Annotated in this window: 17 protein-coding genes; 14 read left to right on the forward strand and 3 right to left on the reverse strand. The window is 40.6% G+C overall.

Going from position 1 to position 15,113, the window contains the following annotated elements; translation table 11 throughout:
* The first annotated feature begins 15 nt into the window (after positions 1 to 15).
* From nikB to nikE, 4 genes are read left to right on the forward strand one after another with little or no spacing between them, the layout of a single operon-like run.
* Positions 16 to 960 (forward strand): nickel ABC transporter permease subunit NikB, encoded by a 945-nt coding sequence (nikB, locus tag EIZ39_RS22310; protein ID WP_129203056.1) that lies wholly within the window; start codon positions 16 to 18, stop codon positions 958 to 960.
* The gene (nikC, locus tag EIZ39_RS22315) at positions 957 to 1,790 is read left to right on the forward strand and encodes a nickel ABC transporter permease subunit NikC (RefSeq protein WP_205668614.1); all 834 of its coding nucleotides are present in this window, start codon (positions 957 to 959) and stop codon (positions 1,788 to 1,790) included. The genes nikB and nikC overlap by 4 nt, the downstream gene beginning before the upstream one ends.
* A gap of 16 nt (positions 1,791 to 1,806) precedes the next feature.
* The gene (locus EIZ39_RS22320) at positions 1,807 to 2,631 is read left to right on the forward strand and encodes an ABC transporter ATP-binding protein (protein WP_483296067.1); all 825 of its coding nucleotides are present in this window, start codon (positions 1,807 to 1,809) and stop codon (positions 2,629 to 2,631) included.
* A gap of 17 nt (positions 2,632 to 2,648) precedes the next feature.
* The gene (gene nikE, locus EIZ39_RS22325; RefSeq protein WP_129203062.1) at positions 2,649 to 3,494 is read left to right on the forward strand and encodes a nickel import ATP-binding protein NikE; all 846 of its coding nucleotides are present in this window, start codon (positions 2,649 to 2,651) and stop codon (positions 3,492 to 3,494) included.
* Positions 3,495 to 3,631: 137 nt separating this feature from the next.
* Here nikE and EIZ39_RS22330 read toward each other — a convergent pair whose 3' ends face one another.
* Positions 3,632 to 4,600 (reverse strand): arsenic resistance protein, encoded by a 969-nt coding sequence (locus EIZ39_RS22330; RefSeq protein ID WP_129203064.1) that lies wholly within the window; start codon positions 4,598 to 4,600, stop codon positions 3,632 to 3,634.
* 325 nt (positions 4,601 to 4,925) lie between these two features.
* Between EIZ39_RS22330 and EIZ39_RS22335 the strand changes: the two genes are divergently transcribed.
* The 6 genes from EIZ39_RS22335 to EIZ39_RS22360 all read left to right on the forward strand — a co-directional run bounded on the left by EIZ39_RS22335 (position 4,926) and on the right by EIZ39_RS22360 (position 10,674).
* Positions 4,926 to 5,552, forward strand: a complete 627-nt coding sequence (locus tag EIZ39_RS22335; protein WP_129203066.1) for a class I SAM-dependent methyltransferase — start codon at positions 4,926 to 4,928, stop codon at positions 5,550 to 5,552.
* 343 nt (positions 5,553 to 5,895) lie between these two features.
* Positions 5,896 to 6,084 carry a hypothetical protein gene (locus EIZ39_RS22340; protein ID WP_129203068.1) on the forward strand — a complete coding sequence of 63 codons (189 nt, stop codon included), beginning with the start codon at positions 5,896 to 5,898 and terminating at the stop codon, positions 6,082 to 6,084.
* Between the two features lie 389 nt (positions 6,085 to 6,473).
* On the forward strand, positions 6,474 to 6,869 hold the full coding sequence (locus EIZ39_RS22345; protein ID WP_129203070.1) for an ArsR/SmtB family transcription factor: 396 nt from the start codon (positions 6,474 to 6,476) through the stop codon (positions 6,867 to 6,869).
* Positions 6,862 to 9,339: a heavy metal translocating P-type ATPase gene (locus EIZ39_RS22350; RefSeq protein WP_129203072.1), complete on the forward strand. Its 2,478-nt coding sequence runs from the start codon at positions 6,862 to 6,864 to the stop codon at positions 9,337 to 9,339. Before EIZ39_RS22345 ends, EIZ39_RS22350 begins: the two co-directional genes overlap by 8 nt.
* A 229-nt stretch (positions 9,340 to 9,568) precedes the next feature.
* Positions 9,569 to 10,255: a DsbA family protein gene (locus EIZ39_RS22355; protein WP_129203074.1), complete on the forward strand. Its 687-nt coding sequence runs from the start codon at positions 9,569 to 9,571 to the stop codon at positions 10,253 to 10,255.
* 2 nt (positions 10,256 to 10,257) lie between these two features.
* On the forward strand, positions 10,258 to 10,674 hold the full coding sequence (locus EIZ39_RS22360; protein WP_129203076.1) for a disulfide oxidoreductase: 417 nt from the start codon (positions 10,258 to 10,260) through the stop codon (positions 10,672 to 10,674).
* A gap of 164 nt (positions 10,675 to 10,838) precedes the next feature.
* Here the strand turns inward: EIZ39_RS22360 and EIZ39_RS22365 are convergent, their stop codons facing one another.
* Positions 10,839 to 11,615 carry a methyltransferase domain-containing protein gene (locus EIZ39_RS22365; protein ID WP_368666346.1) on the reverse strand — a complete coding sequence of 259 codons (777 nt, stop codon included), beginning with the start codon at positions 11,613 to 11,615 and terminating at the stop codon, positions 10,839 to 10,841.
* 756 nt (positions 11,616 to 12,371) lie between these two features.
* Positions 12,372 to 13,376 carry a DUF3231 family protein gene (locus tag EIZ39_RS22370; protein ID WP_129203078.1) on the reverse strand — a complete coding sequence of 335 codons (1,005 nt, stop codon included), beginning with the start codon at positions 13,374 to 13,376 and terminating at the stop codon, positions 12,372 to 12,374.
* Between the two features lie 236 nt (positions 13,377 to 13,612).
* On the opposite strand from EIZ39_RS22370, the gene EIZ39_RS22375 reads away from it, so the two are divergent.
* From EIZ39_RS22375 to EIZ39_RS22390, 4 genes are all read left to right on the forward strand, one after another.
* Positions 13,613 to 13,852 (forward strand): hypothetical protein, encoded by a 240-nt coding sequence (locus tag EIZ39_RS22375; RefSeq protein WP_129203080.1) that lies wholly within the window; start codon positions 13,613 to 13,615, stop codon positions 13,850 to 13,852.
* Positions 13,853 to 13,999: 147 nt separating this feature from the next.
* Complete coding sequence (locus EIZ39_RS22380; RefSeq protein ID WP_129203082.1) at positions 14,000 to 14,230, forward strand: helix-turn-helix transcriptional regulator; 231 nt, start codon at positions 14,000 to 14,002, stop codon at positions 14,228 to 14,230.
* Positions 14,231 to 14,233: 3 nt separating this feature from the next.
* On the forward strand, positions 14,234 to 14,536 hold the full coding sequence (locus EIZ39_RS22385; RefSeq protein WP_129203084.1) for a hypothetical protein: 303 nt from the start codon (positions 14,234 to 14,236) through the stop codon (positions 14,534 to 14,536).
* Between the two features lie 107 nt (positions 14,537 to 14,643).
* Positions 14,644 to 15,069 carry a ferritin-like domain-containing protein gene (locus EIZ39_RS22390; protein ID WP_129203165.1) on the forward strand — a complete coding sequence of 142 codons (426 nt, stop codon included), beginning with the start codon at positions 14,644 to 14,646 and terminating at the stop codon, positions 15,067 to 15,069.
* Positions 15,070 to 15,113 lie beyond the last annotated feature (44 nt).

The raw sequence follows: 15,113 nt of genomic DNA on the forward strand, positions 1-15,113 counted from the left end.
GTAGAGAGGCCATCCATGGTTAGCTATATCGCAAAGCGGATTCTCGCTATCATTCCCATTGTTCTTTTTGCCACTCTCATCATGTTTCTACTTATCCGGATGTCACCAGTGGACCCTGCCGAAGCGTATTTAACCGCAGCCCGTATTCATCCGACGGAGGAAATCCTAGCTGAGAAAAGAAAAGAATTCGGTTTGGATCAGCCTCTGATTATCCAGTATGCTCAAACGGTCATTAAGATTTCCCGACTTGACTTCGGGAAATCTTATCTTACGAATGAGCCGGTCTGGGATGAGGTAACAGCGAGATTGCCTGCAACAATTCAACTCGCCGTTAGCAGTATTTTGGTATCCATTCTTATAAGTATTCCACTAGGTTTCTTGTCAGCGGTATATAAAAACAGCCTGATTGATACGTTCAGCAGGCTGCTCTCTTTTTTTGGTGCTTCCATTCCGCAGTTTTGGCTCGGTTACTTATTGATTTTTTTCTTCTCGGTCAAACTCGATTTATTTCCGGTCGAAGGAAGAGGCTCGTGGCAGCATTTAGTGCTTCCGACCTTCACGTTATCTTTGGCGTTGATCGCGATCTATACCCGGCTACTGCGTGCAAGTGTACTGGAAGAAATGCAAGAGTCTTATGTTTTATACGCGAGAACGCGAGGAATTAAAGAAAGAGTCATTATGGTCAAGCATGTTCTGAAAATCGCCATTTCACCGGTGATTACAGGCTTGGGTATGAATATGGGCAAATTGCTTACCGGAACGATTATCGTGGAGCAAGTATTTTCCTGGCCAGGGTTCGGACGCTATTTTGTCGATGCGATTTTTAATCGCGATCTGCCCGTGATCCAATGTTACGTGTTTCTGGCGGCTTGTTTATTCATTGTATGCAATCTTATTGTGGATCTCGTGCAATTGTACATGAATCCCCGTATTTCATGGAAAGGAAGGACCGACCATTGATTGCGAGTGTTCGTATCGTCCTCAAAAGTGAGAAGACCGTGGTCGTTTGCTCGGTCATTTTGTTTTTTTTATTCGTCATGACCATTATGGCCCCATGGATTGCTCCAAATGATCCCATTCATGTGAATTTGGCGCTGAAGCTGCATCCGCCCTCGTGGGAATATCCTTTAGGCACCGACCATTTGGGACGCTGTACGCTGTCGCGGATTCTTTATGGAGCCCGTGTTTCATTGGGTTTTGCCACCTTAATTTTCATCGCCTCTTTAGGGATCGGATTGCTGGTTGGAACGATTGCAGGTTACAAAGGAGGATGGGTGGATGCTATATTAATGCGGTTCTGTGAGGGGGTCATGGCGTTCCCGAATCTCGTGCTCGTACTTGGGATTGTAGGATTATTAGGACCAGGACTGTGGCAGGTCGTTTTGGCGTTAATGATGGTGCAGTGGGTGTATTATGCTAGAATGTTCCGCAACATGGTTGTGAGTCTGAAGGAGCAGAACTTTATTACAGCAGCTCGAATCAGCGGTTCTTCGCCATGGAAAATTATCAGGCGGCATATGATTCCGAATGTGCTTCCTCCGATTCTCGTCATGGGGACGCTGGAGATGGGTTGGGCGATCATGGATATTTCTGCCTTGTCGTTTCTAGGGCTTGGTATTCAACCGCCAACGCCGGAGTGGGGAGCTATGATTCATGAAGGAAAAGGTTTTATACGGAGCCATCCGGAATTAATGCTATATCCAGGTATCATGATTTTGCTCGTTGTCATGACATTTAATGTGTTGGGTGAAGCTTTATCCGACCGATATGGCATAAAACGACGTAATTAAAGGAATGAGGCTAATGATGGAGGAACATCGCCATGTTTTGCAGGTGAGCGGTTTAAACGTCAAGGTAAGGTCGGAGCAAGGAATGCTTCCCTTGGTTCAGGATATTGATTTTGAGATCAAACCCGGTGAGGTCCTTGGTCTTGTGGGGGAAAGCGGCAGCGGCAAAACGATTACCTGTATGTCCTTGTTACAGCTTCTGGATAGGAAAACCACCTGTGTGGAAGGAAGTATTCGATTGCATGGCCGTGAGATCAATGGTTTGGCGACGGAGGACATGCGGGCCATTCGGGGGAAAGAGATCGGCTTCATTATGCAAAATCCCATGAATGCCTTTGCGCCGGTGCATACGATCGGTGATCAATTCATCGAAACGATCCGAACCCATTCTGATTTGACCAAAAAACAAGCCATTGAGTTGGCGGCAGGATCGATGGATGCTGTGAATCTGCCCCAGCCTTATGAGCTGATGCGGAAGTACCCTTTTCAACTGAGCGGAGGGATGCTTCAGCGAGTCATGATTGCAATATCGATGAGCCTGCGCCCATCCCTTGTGATTGCTGATGAACCGACAACAGCACTGGATGTGACGAACCAGTTGCAAGTGCTGAGGCAATTGGATCGACTCCGTTCAGAATGCGGAACGTCTATTCTTTTGATTTCCCATGATTTAGGTGTCATTTCTGAACTCGCAGACGAAGTGGCTGTCATCTACAAGGGACGGATCGTAGAAAAAGCGGATGTCTTCCAGCTCTTTGATCATCCCCAGCATGAATATACAAGGAAACTACTAAATGCTAGGCCGTCTATTCCCATTCAGGAACAGATCAAGAAGCTAGTTTGATAGGAAGGGGTGATCCCATGAGTTTGCTGGAAGTGAAGGAAGTGACTTATAGCTATGGTTCATCCCGATTCTTTTGGCGGGCGTCACGACAAGCCACGATTCTTTCCAATGTTACCCTTTCTATAGAAGAAGGGATGTGCATGGGGCTTCTAGGGACTAGCGGAGCAGGGAAAAGCACGTTGGGAAGAGTGATCCTTGGATTGGAAAAGCCACAAAAAGGCATGGTTCTTTTTCAAGGACAGGACCTCTACAACATGGATAAGCATACCCGCATGCGGCTCCGACGGGATCTTCAAGTCGTGTTCCAGGATTGTTACTCCTCGGTAAATCCACGGATGACGGCCGAACAGATTATCGGAGAACCCTTGGAAAATTACGAGAAACTGTCTCCCGCAGAGCAAAAAAGAACGATAGCGGAATTACTGGAACAGGTCGGGCTAAAATCGGAAGATATGAAAAAATATCCCCGCCAATTCAGCGGTGGACAGCTACAAAGAATCAATATCGCAAGAGCAATCTCTTTAAAACCGAAGCTGATTGTATTAGATGAGTCGGTAAGTAGTTTGGATATGGTGAATCAGACGCATATCTTGAGCTTATTACGAGAATTAAAGTCTGTTTTTGGCCTTTCTTACCTCTTTATCACCCACGACATTAAAGCGGCTTACTCCATTTCAGATACGTTGGCGGTGATGGAGAAAGGGGAGCTCGTGGAATTATGTCGGGACAAAGATCAAATTTTTGCTTCCCAACAACCCGCAGTTAAGAATTTGATGTCTTCCATTCTTTCTGAGCATCCTCGACATCGCTCCATTGTTTCGGGTGGAAATCTTATGCGTCATACCGAAGCTAAACTGTGTTGAATGGAATCAAAACATAATAATTTAATATTCTTCTCTAAAGGTTATGATCGTCCTAATTTCTAAGGACGATCTTTTATATTTAGTAAATTAACGGACAGAATCCTTCAATACCTGAAAAAAAACACACCATCCCCAGATTAGGTGGTGTGCTTCTCTTTATCCTCTCTTTTCCTGAGAAGTAATAACAGTTGGGCAACTAAGGCTAGTATAGGGAGTTCAAGCAACGGTCCAATGACTAAGGTTAAGGCAATTAAAGGTTGGTTAGGAAAGGCCGTCATCGCAATAGCTAAGGCTATCGGGGAGTTTCTTGCCAACGTGGTTAAGTTAAAACTCACCTTATCTTCGTAAGGAAATTGACATTGACTAGCCACCTTCTGGCCAATCATAAAGTTGACAACAAAAAACAGGAGAATGGGGATTAAGATTTTCAATAATAAGTCCAAGTGATTTAATAACAAACTCCCTTGTGATGCAAACATCGCTACAATGGCGAGACTTAAAAAGATAATAGGAAAAATGCTTAGATTTGATAAAATTTTATCCTCTATGTGTTTCTTTTTGCTTAGAATCGATTTTGTTATAAAAGCCAGTAGCAACGGAATAATCAACACAATTAAGACGCATTCAACTAAGAAAGAGATTTCGATTGTGCCTTTAGCTCCACCAAATAAGAGTAAATAAAGAGGTAATAGTAGAACTTGAAGGATGAGGTTTAGTGGCAGGATGGTCGTTGATAAGGCGACATTCCCTCTTGCCATACCCGTAAAGATTAAGTACCAATCGGTACAAGGAGTTACCATCAACATGATAAATCCAATCCAAAGGGCTGGATGCTCTGCTAGAAAAATATAGGCTAAAAGCCACGCGAACAAAGGTGTCCAAACGAAATTCATGATAACAGTTGCATAAGTAAATCTAATATTTTTAAAGGAATCTTTTATATCTTCTATCGGTATCTGTAGAAAGGTTATGTAAAGCATCCCGATCAATAAAGGAACAATGAATAGGTCTGCATCATTTGCAACGATCATAAAGTTACCCAGACCAAGACCTAGCACAACAGATAATAAAATGATAATGGAATAGAACTTTTCAAGTAAACTCATCTGTACCATCCTTCTTTAAAAGCAATTGACACAAATTTAGCATAACATAGACAAGTAATGCGTTCCTAAAAGGGAAATCCGAATGCCAGGGAAAAGGAAAAAAACACTTGAACTATTCTTAAAGATAGTATATTTTACCATGGAAACCATCATCATGGTCACGACCACGCTAGAGAAGGAAATAACACAATACAGGTGGAAAAATCTCGACTACAACATGCAGAAATGCAAGTATAGTCATCCGATAATGGATGCCTATGTATTTGGCACTCGGAGTAGCCGCGATTCCACTCTTATTCTTTATATAATAGGGAGAGGTTAAAAAATGAACAATCAATGGAACAAAATGATTTATAAAATATGGTCTCCATTCTATGATAAAATTTTTAATTCCGGAGCGTTTCTTAAAGCAAGGGAAAAGTTGGTCAAGGATATCGAATTGTTTAAAGGAAAAAGAATTTTGTTTGTGGGAGTTGGAACCGGAGCAGATTTAGAACGGATTCAACATCGCGATTATGAAATAACGGCGATTGACTTTTCTAAGGATATGTTGGATAAAGCTAAACAAAAATTCAATCAGTCTTCTATTGAGTTTTTGGAAATGGATGCTCAAAAACTCGAATTTGAAGAGGAGTCTTTTGACTTAGTAGTAGGGAGTCTTATTTTATCTGTGGTTCCAGATGCAGATAAAGCCCTGAAAGAGATGGTCAGAGTGACGAAACAAGGCGGAGAAATATTACTATTCGATAAATTCGCCCCTAAAAACAAGCAAATATCTGTTGGGAAAAAATTGATTCGTCCCCTTATTTCGCTACTAGGTACCGATATCGGATTGAATTTTGAACAGACATTCGCTAGATATATTCATTCAGTTGCCGTCCAAGCTGACGAACCCGTCATGTTTGGAGATATGTACAGGAAAATAAAATTGTTGAAGGTAAGGAAATGGTAGGGTTTTTACACTGAAAAGGTGGACATGATTTATGTTAAGATGGGGTATGAGTGATAAAGTTATATTAGTTTGATGTTGGGAATCTAGTAGAGTTTGGGGGATAAAGAAGTGAACATGTTATATATTTCGCTTGCGGGAGCTGCGATTGGTTTAATTGCTTCAACAATTGGATTCAGGATGATGATGAAGGATGCTATCAAGAAGATGAATGACGGCAAGTGATCAGGTTGAAGAAAGCCAAAAGGAGCTGTGGGCTCCTTTTTTAGGTTAAACCTAATTTCTTTTTTATTTCATCAAGGGTACTCTCCAATCCAATGATGACGTCCTCTTTCTTCTAAGAAATATGAATAGCATATTCGCGATAGGAACCGTCGTTCCTTTATTTATCATCATTGGATTGTATATCGGGTTTGGTTTAGATCGAGTAGCCATCAAGAAAACCAAACAGTGGGGTAGAAGAGTACAATGGCTTGCGGGAATTGTCTTCCTTCTATGGGGAATCAGTGATACTTACACTTATTGGACACTTTAAATGGTACCTCCATAGACATGAACGGTTGCGTGCGATGGCAACCGTATACTAATTGAATGAAATGTAAGTTAGGTGGATTAAACATTGGGGACTTTATTCATCATTGCAGGAGTTATTTGTGTAATCATTTCTTTATTTATTCATATTCCCGAAATTAAAAAGGCTACTTCTTCAAAGGGAAAATTCATGGCTATTTTAGATTTTTTATTAGACCCGTTTACAGGCTTCACAGCTTTGTTTTATTTGGGTATGCTAATGATCTTGTATGGCTTATTAGAGATACTGAATTTGATATAATTTAGGCTAGATAATCAAATGATTGTTTGACCGTTTTGGTGAAGAGGAATATAATGATAGTCAAAACAACGTTTGATTGTGAGGTGGGTTTCATGACTGATGGCAAAAACGAACGGGATCTGTGTGAGATATTTTGTTATGACGAAGAAAAAGTGAGTCGAATAAAGGTAGACCTTGAAAAACAAGATACGCTTTCTGTAGCTAAAATATTCAAAGCCTTAGCTGACGATACACGAATAAAAATTGCTTATGCGTTATCCCAGGAAGGTGAGCTTTGTGTATGTGATGCAGCTAATATTGTTGGCTGTACCATGGCGACAGCTTCTCATCACCTTCGCTTGCTTCGAAACATGGGGTTGGCTAAGTATCGCAAAGAAGGCAAGTTAGTTTTTTATTCTTTAGATGATGACCATGTAAGACGATTGATTCAATTGGCGTTTATCCATAGCAATGAGAGTTCCAATATGGGGATGAATCAAAATGTCTAATCATCCAAAAAAAGATGTATGTTGTGATTCTGGTTCTTGCTCGGAACCTATTCCTTTACAGTTTGCGGTTAAGTCTGAACCCAAAGATTCATGCTGCAGTGATGATTCATGTGGTGACGTGCAAAAGCCTGCCCTACAAAATCTAATCGATGCTAACGGTCAATTGTTCGAGTATCGGGTACAGGGCATGGATTGTCCAGCTTGCGCTCTAACCATTGAAAAAAGCCTTGGAAAGATGGAAGGCATCCATCATGTGCAAGTGAATTACAGCACAGCTAAGATGCAGGTCTTTATAGATGATGCAACGATTACAGATGATATCCAAACACAAATTAAAAAGTTGGGATTTTCCGCAGAACCGCTAGATACAGAAGGGAATTCTCAAACTTTTCTTATTGAAGGAATGGATTGCGGAGCTTGTGCGGTGACGCTTGAAAAACATATGACTCATCTTCCTTCCGTGGAAGAAGTGAGTGTAAACTTCTCAACCAGTAAGATGAAACTTGTTCATGAGATGAATGTCGAAGAGGTCCTGAAGGAAGTGTCGAAAGCCGGATTCAAAGCTACTCCTGTTTCAAAACGAAAAGGCAGAGTGGAAGAGTCAACGGGGAAAGGCGAAGGGACTCAACTTGTAACGTTCACAGGGATCTTATTGGCTCTGGGTTTCGTTGGCTCTTATTTTGACGCTTCACCCTTACTTGTTACGGGGCTCTATGCGATAGTCCTTGTATTGACTGGCTATAAACCGGCCAGGAGTGCGTTCTATGCTATTAAAAGCGGCTCGTTGGATATGAATGTATTGATGTCAGGGGCGGCGATTGGCGCTGCCTTTATAGGCGAATGGCTCGAGGGAGCCACGGTGCTATGGCTATTCGCTTTTGGCGTCATGCTGCAAAATAAATCGATTGAAAAAACTCGGGATTCGATCCGGAATTTGATGAATTTGGCTCCTTCAGAAGCCTGGGTGAAATCGGGCCGGGAGTTGATTCGAAAACCTGTTGAAGATGTGACTGTTGGGGATGTTATCGTCATTAAAGCGGGGGAAAAGATTCCGCTCGATGGGGAGATCCTGGATGGAGCTTCGAGTATTAATCAGGCTCCGATCACCGGGGAATCCATTCCGGTAGATAAAACCATCGGGGATACGGTGTATGCCGGAACGGTAAACGAAAGTGGTTCATTAGAAGTGAAGGTAACCAAGTTGGTGGAGGATACCACGATTTCGCGTATTATTCACCTCGTTGAGGAAGCCCAAGAAAAGAAAGCTCCAACTCAAGCTTTTGTCGATCGATTTGCTCAAATTTACACCCCCATTGTGTTCGGGATCGCGATATTGATCATGATATTTCCTCCGATCCTGGGTTGGGGAACATGGGGCGATTGGTTCTATAGGGCATTAGAATTGTTAGTGGTAGCTTGTCCTTGTGCTCTGGTCATCTCGACGCCGGTTGCCATTGTATCCGCTATTGGGAATGCGGCAAAGAACGGCGTATTGATCAAGGGAGGGACCTTCCTGGAAATAGCGGGCGATTTACATGCGATTGCTTTTGATAAAACGGGAACGTTAACGGAAGGCAAACCGAAAGTGTCCCAAGTGATCCGGTTTGAGGGTACGGAAGAAGAATTGCTTTCCATTGCCAGAACCATTGAGGAGCATTCGAAACACCCGATTGCCCAAGCGATTTTGAACTACGCGCAAGAGCATAACATTCCAGCAAGAAGTGGAAAAGAGTTTAAAGCGATCGTTGGAAAAGGGGCCCAGGCCACCATCGATGGAACCGAATATTTTGCTGGAAATCTCAAGCTTTTTGAAGAGTTTAATCTCTCATTAAGTGAAAGGAAAAGCCAAGTTCAAACTCTGCAAAAGGAAGGGAATACCATTGTTCTTATCGGGACCAAAACCAAATTATTAGGAATGATTGGTGTGTCAGACTCGATTCGGGACGTAACCGTAAGAGCGATATCGGAGTTGAAAAATATCGGGGTTAAACAGTTGGTGATGTTAACCGGGGATAACGAAGGGACGGCGAAGAAGATTGCCGCCCAAGCCCATGTCGACCGTTATTTCGCGGAGCTGTTGCCAGAGGATAAGGTTGCTGCGATGAAGAAGCTTCAACAAGAAGGTCGTAAAGTGGCCATGGTGGGAGATGGGATCAATGACGCTCCAGCGCTTGCAACCGCAGACCTTGGAATTGCCATGGGGGGAGCAGGAACCGATACCGCCATGGAAACAGCGGATATTGTTTTAATGGCGGATAACTTAGAAAAACTTCCTCACACCATCCATTTGAGTCGCCAAGCGCTACGAATCATTAAACAAAATATATGGTTCTCATTGATTGTTAAGTTTGTCGCTTTAGCCTTGATTTTCCCTGGCTGGCTTACGTTATGGATTGCTGTCATGAGCGATACCGGTGCAGCTTTACTCGTGATTTTAAACAGCATGAGACTTCTCAGATTAAAAAGTTAATATTTATAAGCGGAGTATTACACTTTAGATACTCCGCTGTTTTCTGCCTATCGATAACATTATTTTCACTGTGACAAACATGTGAACATACGGGGTTTCTAAAGTTCCTTATGTTAAAATACTGTTGTAGCATTGCCTTATGGCTGATCATGGCGCTTTGAGTTCAATCATTGTATCCAGGGTTCCGGGAAGGCTGACCTTGCAATAATCACTATAAAAGAGGTGCTCCATGAAAAACAAAAAAAATAATTCACCATTCAAAGCAATGGTCATTGTAACCCTAGTTGTTATCTTAGGTTTGGTTGCTTTAGCAGTAATGAATAACAATGATTCTAATTCGAGTCATGATCTAAGTTTTGAGAAACAGCCTCCCGTTGAAGGACAACCCTTGATCGGTGATGTTAACGCACCAGTAACCGTCGTTGAGTTTGGGGATTTTAAATGTCCCGCTTGTAAAGTATGGGGAGAGACGATCTTTCCTCAGTTAATTGCGGACTATGTTGAACCGGGGAAAGTGAAATTTGCCTATATCAATGTATTATTTCATGGTGAAGAATCAAAAACAGGATCACTTGCCGCTGAACATGTATTTAAGCAATCGCCTGAAGATTATTGGGCCTTTCATAAAGAGATCTTTAATCATCAACCTCCAACACAAAATCATGATGACTTATGGCTGACAAAGGATAAGGTAATCGAGGTGGCAAGCAATTACCCTAAAATTGATATCAATCAATTAAAAGAAAGTTTAGAGAAGGAAACAGAAATAGCAGAAGTGGAAAAGGATATGGTTCTTGTAAAGGAGTATAAAGTACAACTTACTCCAAGTATTATGGTGAACGGTACCATGCTAGAAGATCCGTTTGACTATGAAAAGATAAAAAGTCTGATTGAAAAAGAATTACAGGGGAAATAAAAATGGGAATCGTTAGAAAGTATTCTTTATATATCGCTTGGTTAGTTTCCGTTATGGCAACACTTGGTAGTCTCTATTTTAGTGAAATAAAAGGGTACATTCCCTGCGAGTTATGCTGGTATCAACGTATTTTTATGTATCCGCTCGTATTGATTCTTGGCATTGGGACTTTTCAAAACGACGGGACAGTCAAAAAGTTTGTTCTACCTATGGCAATGATCGGATGGGGGATTTCTTTATTTCATTATCTTCAACAAAAAGTCCCTGGATTTGCCGAAATCAAGCCATGTAAAAGTGGAGTTCCTTGCAGCGCCCAGTATATAAACTGGTTTGACTTTGTCACGATTCCCTTCTTAGCTTTCACGGCGTTTTCCTTGATCATATTCCTTATGTTTCTAACTAAAACACCCAAAAATTAAATGGGTACCCTTTGACTGGACTTCGGTTAAAGCCGTATTTTTGCTGTCTTGCCGAGATGGTGGATAGACAATCGGTTTTAGGATAGATCCAAAAAAAAGGACAAAGTTCTCGATGGTCAAGAAGTAGGGCTGCATTTGGCAGCCCTTGACTGTTGCCATGACGTTTAAGGCTTAATGGCCATAATTCTTATCCGTTTGTAATCTGCATAAAAGGAGCCATCATGAAATAAGTCTTTTTTCACGGTTTCTGTTACCTTTTTATACACCAAAATCTTTTCCGATTCCGTAAAATCCTTGAAGAAATCATCACATAGGTTAGTAAGCCAGTGGTTAATCCCGTGTTTGCCATCTTTTAAAAGGGTAGGACGATCAAAGTGTTGAGCAAAACACACTCGAAAGCCTTTTTCCTCAAGTAAATGACTGTATTCACCAATACTAGGAAAAAACCAAGGATTTCTTTCACTTGCATTAATACCATAATCATTTTGAAAGATGTGGCTCATGGCCTTGATTATGGTCTCCACGTTTCCCTTTCCGCCGAATTCAACGACAAATCTTCCACCGTTGTTGAGGACATTCCACACACATTCTACCACCTGAGAAGCATTCTTCATCCAGTGCAATGCAGCGTTTGAAAAAACAGCGTCAAACCTACCTTCCATGCTAAAATTTTGAGCGTCACGTACGTAAAACTCGATTTCTGGATATTTAGTTTTTGCTTTCTCAATCATGGATGGGGACATATCGATTCCAACCACGGATGCTCCTCTTTTAGCAATTTCGTTAGATAAGTCTCCTGTTCCGCATCCTAAATCAAGCACTCTTTCGTTTTCTTTCGGATGAAGTAAATCGACAACACCTTTTCCCAATTCCGATACAAATCCAAGTTTATTATCATATGAATCTGGCTTCCACGTGTTAATCGAACTCATCATTTTCATCCCCTATCCATATCGTGTTGGAATTATTTTTACATAAGAAATGATATAAGTGAAATATATAGAAATTATAATATGGATAGGTTTTTCCTATGGAACGATTGCCTCGTGGCGAGTTTTCCTAGGGATAGCCCCTGAATAAAAACAATATATCCTTATGAGACAGACATAGGTCTATGTAATATAGGGAAATGTTTACATCATACAAAATAAAAAAACAAAAAAAGTAGAGCTTCCTCTACTTTTTTGTAACAGGAGAAGAAAGGTCTGTACTGTGCTCGATGTCGTTATCGCTAAGCGGTTTAATATTACACAGTTTTTAAGATAATTACCAACAAGACATACAGTACCAAAATAAACGCAATGCTACTTCCATAACCAGCAACTGCACCACATGCGCTCATAATTTTTTCCTCCCTTCAACCGATTATACAATATTCATATGATTCCGATGAGATGATGGTATAGGCAAATGTCGTAGGCGATAGTGAATTAATTTTATAAATATAGGGTAAATCAGTTGAGATTGAGGATTGGATTGGTGACTGATCTATTGGAACCATCAATAAACGAGAAAGAAACGGCATTTTTCTACCGTTTCTTTTCGAAAAGAGGAGAACGATGAGCGCGCTGGTGAGAGGCTTAGGATATTGTACGCTATTCATGTAGAATTGCGTCATAGGCAAAGATGGAATTATTCTAATACGAAAAAAAATAACCCCCTTTCACAAGGGATAAATGTGGAGGGGCGATAAGTGTCTAAACTCTGGCTAATTCTTTTCGATCAATATTCTGAGGCGGTTCTTCTAACCAACCATTATCAATCATGATTTTCGTTCCATCCATTGCATATTGTGCTACTTCCACCGAAATTCGAGTGTATGTCGTAGCTATATCCGTTCTTAAACTTGCGGCAGAAGCCGTTGCATAATTAGATATTCCTGAAGCGATTAAGGCGGATGAATGGAACATGATTAATTTGTCAGAGAACGGGGGAATTGTTGAATCAGTTACTTCCATATCCCATTCCATCGGAGCAGGGAGATTATCTTCAACTAATAGGGAGGTAAAGAGTTTGACGTGTTTTTTTGCTATGTGTTTACCTCTCATTAAATATTGTCTGACTTTCTTTGACTCCGCTACTTGGCTAAACCCTGTATATATAAATTGACCCAGAATATTGGTTTCCGTGTTAGCTTTTAAGTGGGTAATTTCAATTACATTTAGCGGTCTAGGATTCATCTTAAGTAATCCGCCTAAATAGCTCTGTTTAGTGATGAAATCGTTTTTGTGTGGTGTCGAGATGTAAGGAGTCCGGATAAATAACCCCTTTTTAAGTAAGATATCTGCCGTTTTGTTGTATAGTTCAGTAGAGGTAGCTATCGCTTTGCTCAAAAAATCACGAACTTCTGAATGTGCAGAAGTAGGTAAAGCCACTCCATAGGTTGATAACGCTATCTTGGACATATTTTTTAAGTAGTATAAGTAAATCGCTTCTGAAAAAAGTCTTGGTGCAGATAAATTCACATCAGCATCGGTGAAACCGACTGGTATGGGTTGATTTTCCCTTTGAAGGATTTCAACGACCTTCTGGAAGTTATTTTTGGACAGTTCCAGCGAAAATTCTAAGAGAGACCTTACTTCTAAATCAACAGTATGTTTTAAGAAATATGTAAATACACATACAGACATGGTGTTATTTTGATACGCACTCCAGAGTGCGGTAATTTCCGAAGCGGTAAGACGAGTCTTTTGTTCTGACATGTTAGATCCTCCAACCCGAAAGTTTTAAGATATTTTGCCCAGTAAATAAGAAATTTACCACACAGCTAAAGAATTTGGTGGGAAACGGAATCGGCAACATCCCCTGATTTTTTGCTGCACAAAAAAGGAGTATTACCTATTAAAATCGGTCAACATGTAATTTTTGAGATGCTCTTTACGTCAGTAATGAAGGGTAAAAAATTGAAGGAATTAATATGAAGAAGGGGAACTCATAAATGAAATTAACTAATAATTCATTTTTACTAATTAGCTTTTTAATTTTTATATTTATTGGCGTTTTATTACAAATTGAAAATATATCAGCAGATGAATACTCTAAATTTGATGGAAGCATAGAAGCAACAAAGTACGCATTGAAAGTAGAAACGGTAAATGACATCTACTTTCCTGTAGTATTGGTAGTTCATTTTATTTTGTTTCTACTATTAAGATATAAATTTTCTACAAGAAGATAAACCTTGTTATTCCGTTATTAGGATTCGATTGTGAGCCAACAGTAAGTAAAAAATACAGAACAAAAAGTAAAAAACATAGAACAAAAAGTTAAAAATACTTTACCTTTTGTCTGGTGTGTTTTACAATGGTTTCATGAGGTGATAACCATGAGTCCAAAATTTAAAAAGCAGTTGAAGAATCGTCTTGTCGTACTGCGTGCTGAGAAAGGATGGACACAAAAGGATGTGGCAGATCGAATTGGAGTGAGTCGTCAAACGATCATTTCGATTGAGAAGGACAAATACACACCATCCGTAGTTTTGGCCTTTGAGCTTGCAGATTTATTCGAGAAAGACATTAACGAAGTCTTCCAATATGTAGAAGAGGGAGAGGAATAAGGTATGGATATGAATGTGTTCAATGGTATGGTTTCCGTTGTAATTATGGCGTTGGTGTTTCCATCTTTAGGAATTTTATGGTGGTGGCATAAGAGAGAAGGGCAGGATGAACGCGGAAGGTTGATTGCTTATAAATCAACCGTTGCCATGACGAATACCTTCGTCATCTTGTTTGTGGTGTTAACGATTGCAGACGTAACATGGGACTTAGCGAAAAGCTTGTATAAACTGTTTGTTGTTTCAGGTTTAGGAATCTCGGTGTTTGCAGGTTGCCTTTCAATCCTTATTCTTAGAAAAAAATACTAGAGGAAATAAGATGTATACCTCGACTGTAAAAGCATCAGACAACGTACCAAAGATTTTGTTTATCATATCCTATGGATAGGCAAATATCCGAAGGGAGACTGATGACCATGTATTATACAAGCGGAGGATTGAACCGTTCTTCAATCGGGCTGGCTGATGACATTGCTAAAGCAATAAACGGGGAGTACAGCGCAATTATTTGCTACGAACTGTTGGCAAAGTTAGCACCGAATAACGAAGCGAGAAATCGAATTCTAGAAATCCGTAACGATGAAATAAAACATTACAAGGCATTCTCACAAATTTATGTAACGTTGACTGGAAGGCAACATACCCCCCAAATCATCGAAGAATGTAAGTCTGAATATAAAGAAGGTCTTAGAGCATCATTTAAGGATGAACAAATGACTACAGATTTTTATCTGGACATCGCTGGAAAATCTAACGAGCCGTACATCAAAGAAACATTCAAACGCGCTGCATCTGATGAGCAAAACCACGCCGTCTGGTTTTTGTATTATTTGACCGCTTAAAGAACATCCACATTTCTTCTTCCTTGGAAAACATTAATGGAGAA

Origin of the sequence: Ammoniphilus sp. CFH 90114 (assembly GCF_004123195.1) — a bacterium.
Lineage (GTDB): Bacteria > Bacillota > Bacilli > Aneurinibacillales > RAOX-1 > YIM-78166.

Bases quoted from the DNA above. Each gene is read 5' to 3' on its own strand.
- nikB (WP_129203056.1), top strand. From the start codon at position 16: ATGGTTAGCTATATCGCAAAGCGGATTCTCGCTATCATTCCCATTGTT.
- EIZ39_RS22320 (WP_483296067.1), top strand. From the start codon at position 1,807: ATGGAGGAACATCGCCATGTTTTGCAGGTGAGCGGTTTAAACGTCAAG.
- nikE (WP_129203062.1), top strand. From the start codon at position 2,649: ATGAGTTTGCTGGAAGTGAAGGAAGTGACTTATAGCTATGGTTCATCC.
- EIZ39_RS22330 (WP_129203064.1), bottom strand. From the start codon at position 4,600: ATGAGTTTACTTGAAAAGTTCTATTCCATTATCATTTTATTATCTGTT.
- EIZ39_RS22335 (WP_129203066.1), top strand. From the start codon at position 4,926: ATGAACAATCAATGGAACAAAATGATTTATAAAATATGGTCTCCATTC.
- EIZ39_RS22340 (WP_129203068.1), top strand. From the start codon at position 5,896: ATGAATAGCATATTCGCGATAGGAACCGTCGTTCCTTTATTTATCATC.
- EIZ39_RS22345 (WP_129203070.1), top strand. From the start codon at position 6,474: ATGACTGATGGCAAAAACGAACGGGATCTGTGTGAGATATTTTGTTAT.
- EIZ39_RS22350 (WP_129203072.1), top strand. From the start codon at position 6,862: ATGTCTAATCATCCAAAAAAAGATGTATGTTGTGATTCTGGTTCTTGC.
- EIZ39_RS22355 (WP_129203074.1), top strand. From the start codon at position 9,569: ATGAAAAACAAAAAAAATAATTCACCATTCAAAGCAATGGTCATTGTA.
- EIZ39_RS22360 (WP_129203076.1), top strand. From the start codon at position 10,258: ATGGGAATCGTTAGAAAGTATTCTTTATATATCGCTTGGTTAGTTTCC.
- EIZ39_RS22365 (WP_368666346.1), bottom strand. From the start codon at position 11,615: ATGAAAATGATGAGTTCGATTAACACGTGGAAGCCAGATTCATATGAT.
- EIZ39_RS22370 (WP_129203078.1), bottom strand. From the start codon at position 13,376: ATGTCAGAACAAAAGACTCGTCTTACCGCTTCGGAAATTACCGCACTC.
- EIZ39_RS22375 (WP_129203080.1), top strand. From the start codon at position 13,613: ATGAAATTAACTAATAATTCATTTTTACTAATTAGCTTTTTAATTTTT.
- EIZ39_RS22380 (WP_129203082.1), top strand. From the start codon at position 14,000: ATGAGTCCAAAATTTAAAAAGCAGTTGAAGAATCGTCTTGTCGTACTG.
- EIZ39_RS22385 (WP_129203084.1), top strand. From the start codon at position 14,234: ATGGATATGAATGTGTTCAATGGTATGGTTTCCGTTGTAATTATGGCG.
- EIZ39_RS22390 (WP_129203165.1), top strand. From the start codon at position 14,644: ATGTATTATACAAGCGGAGGATTGAACCGTTCTTCAATCGGGCTGGCT.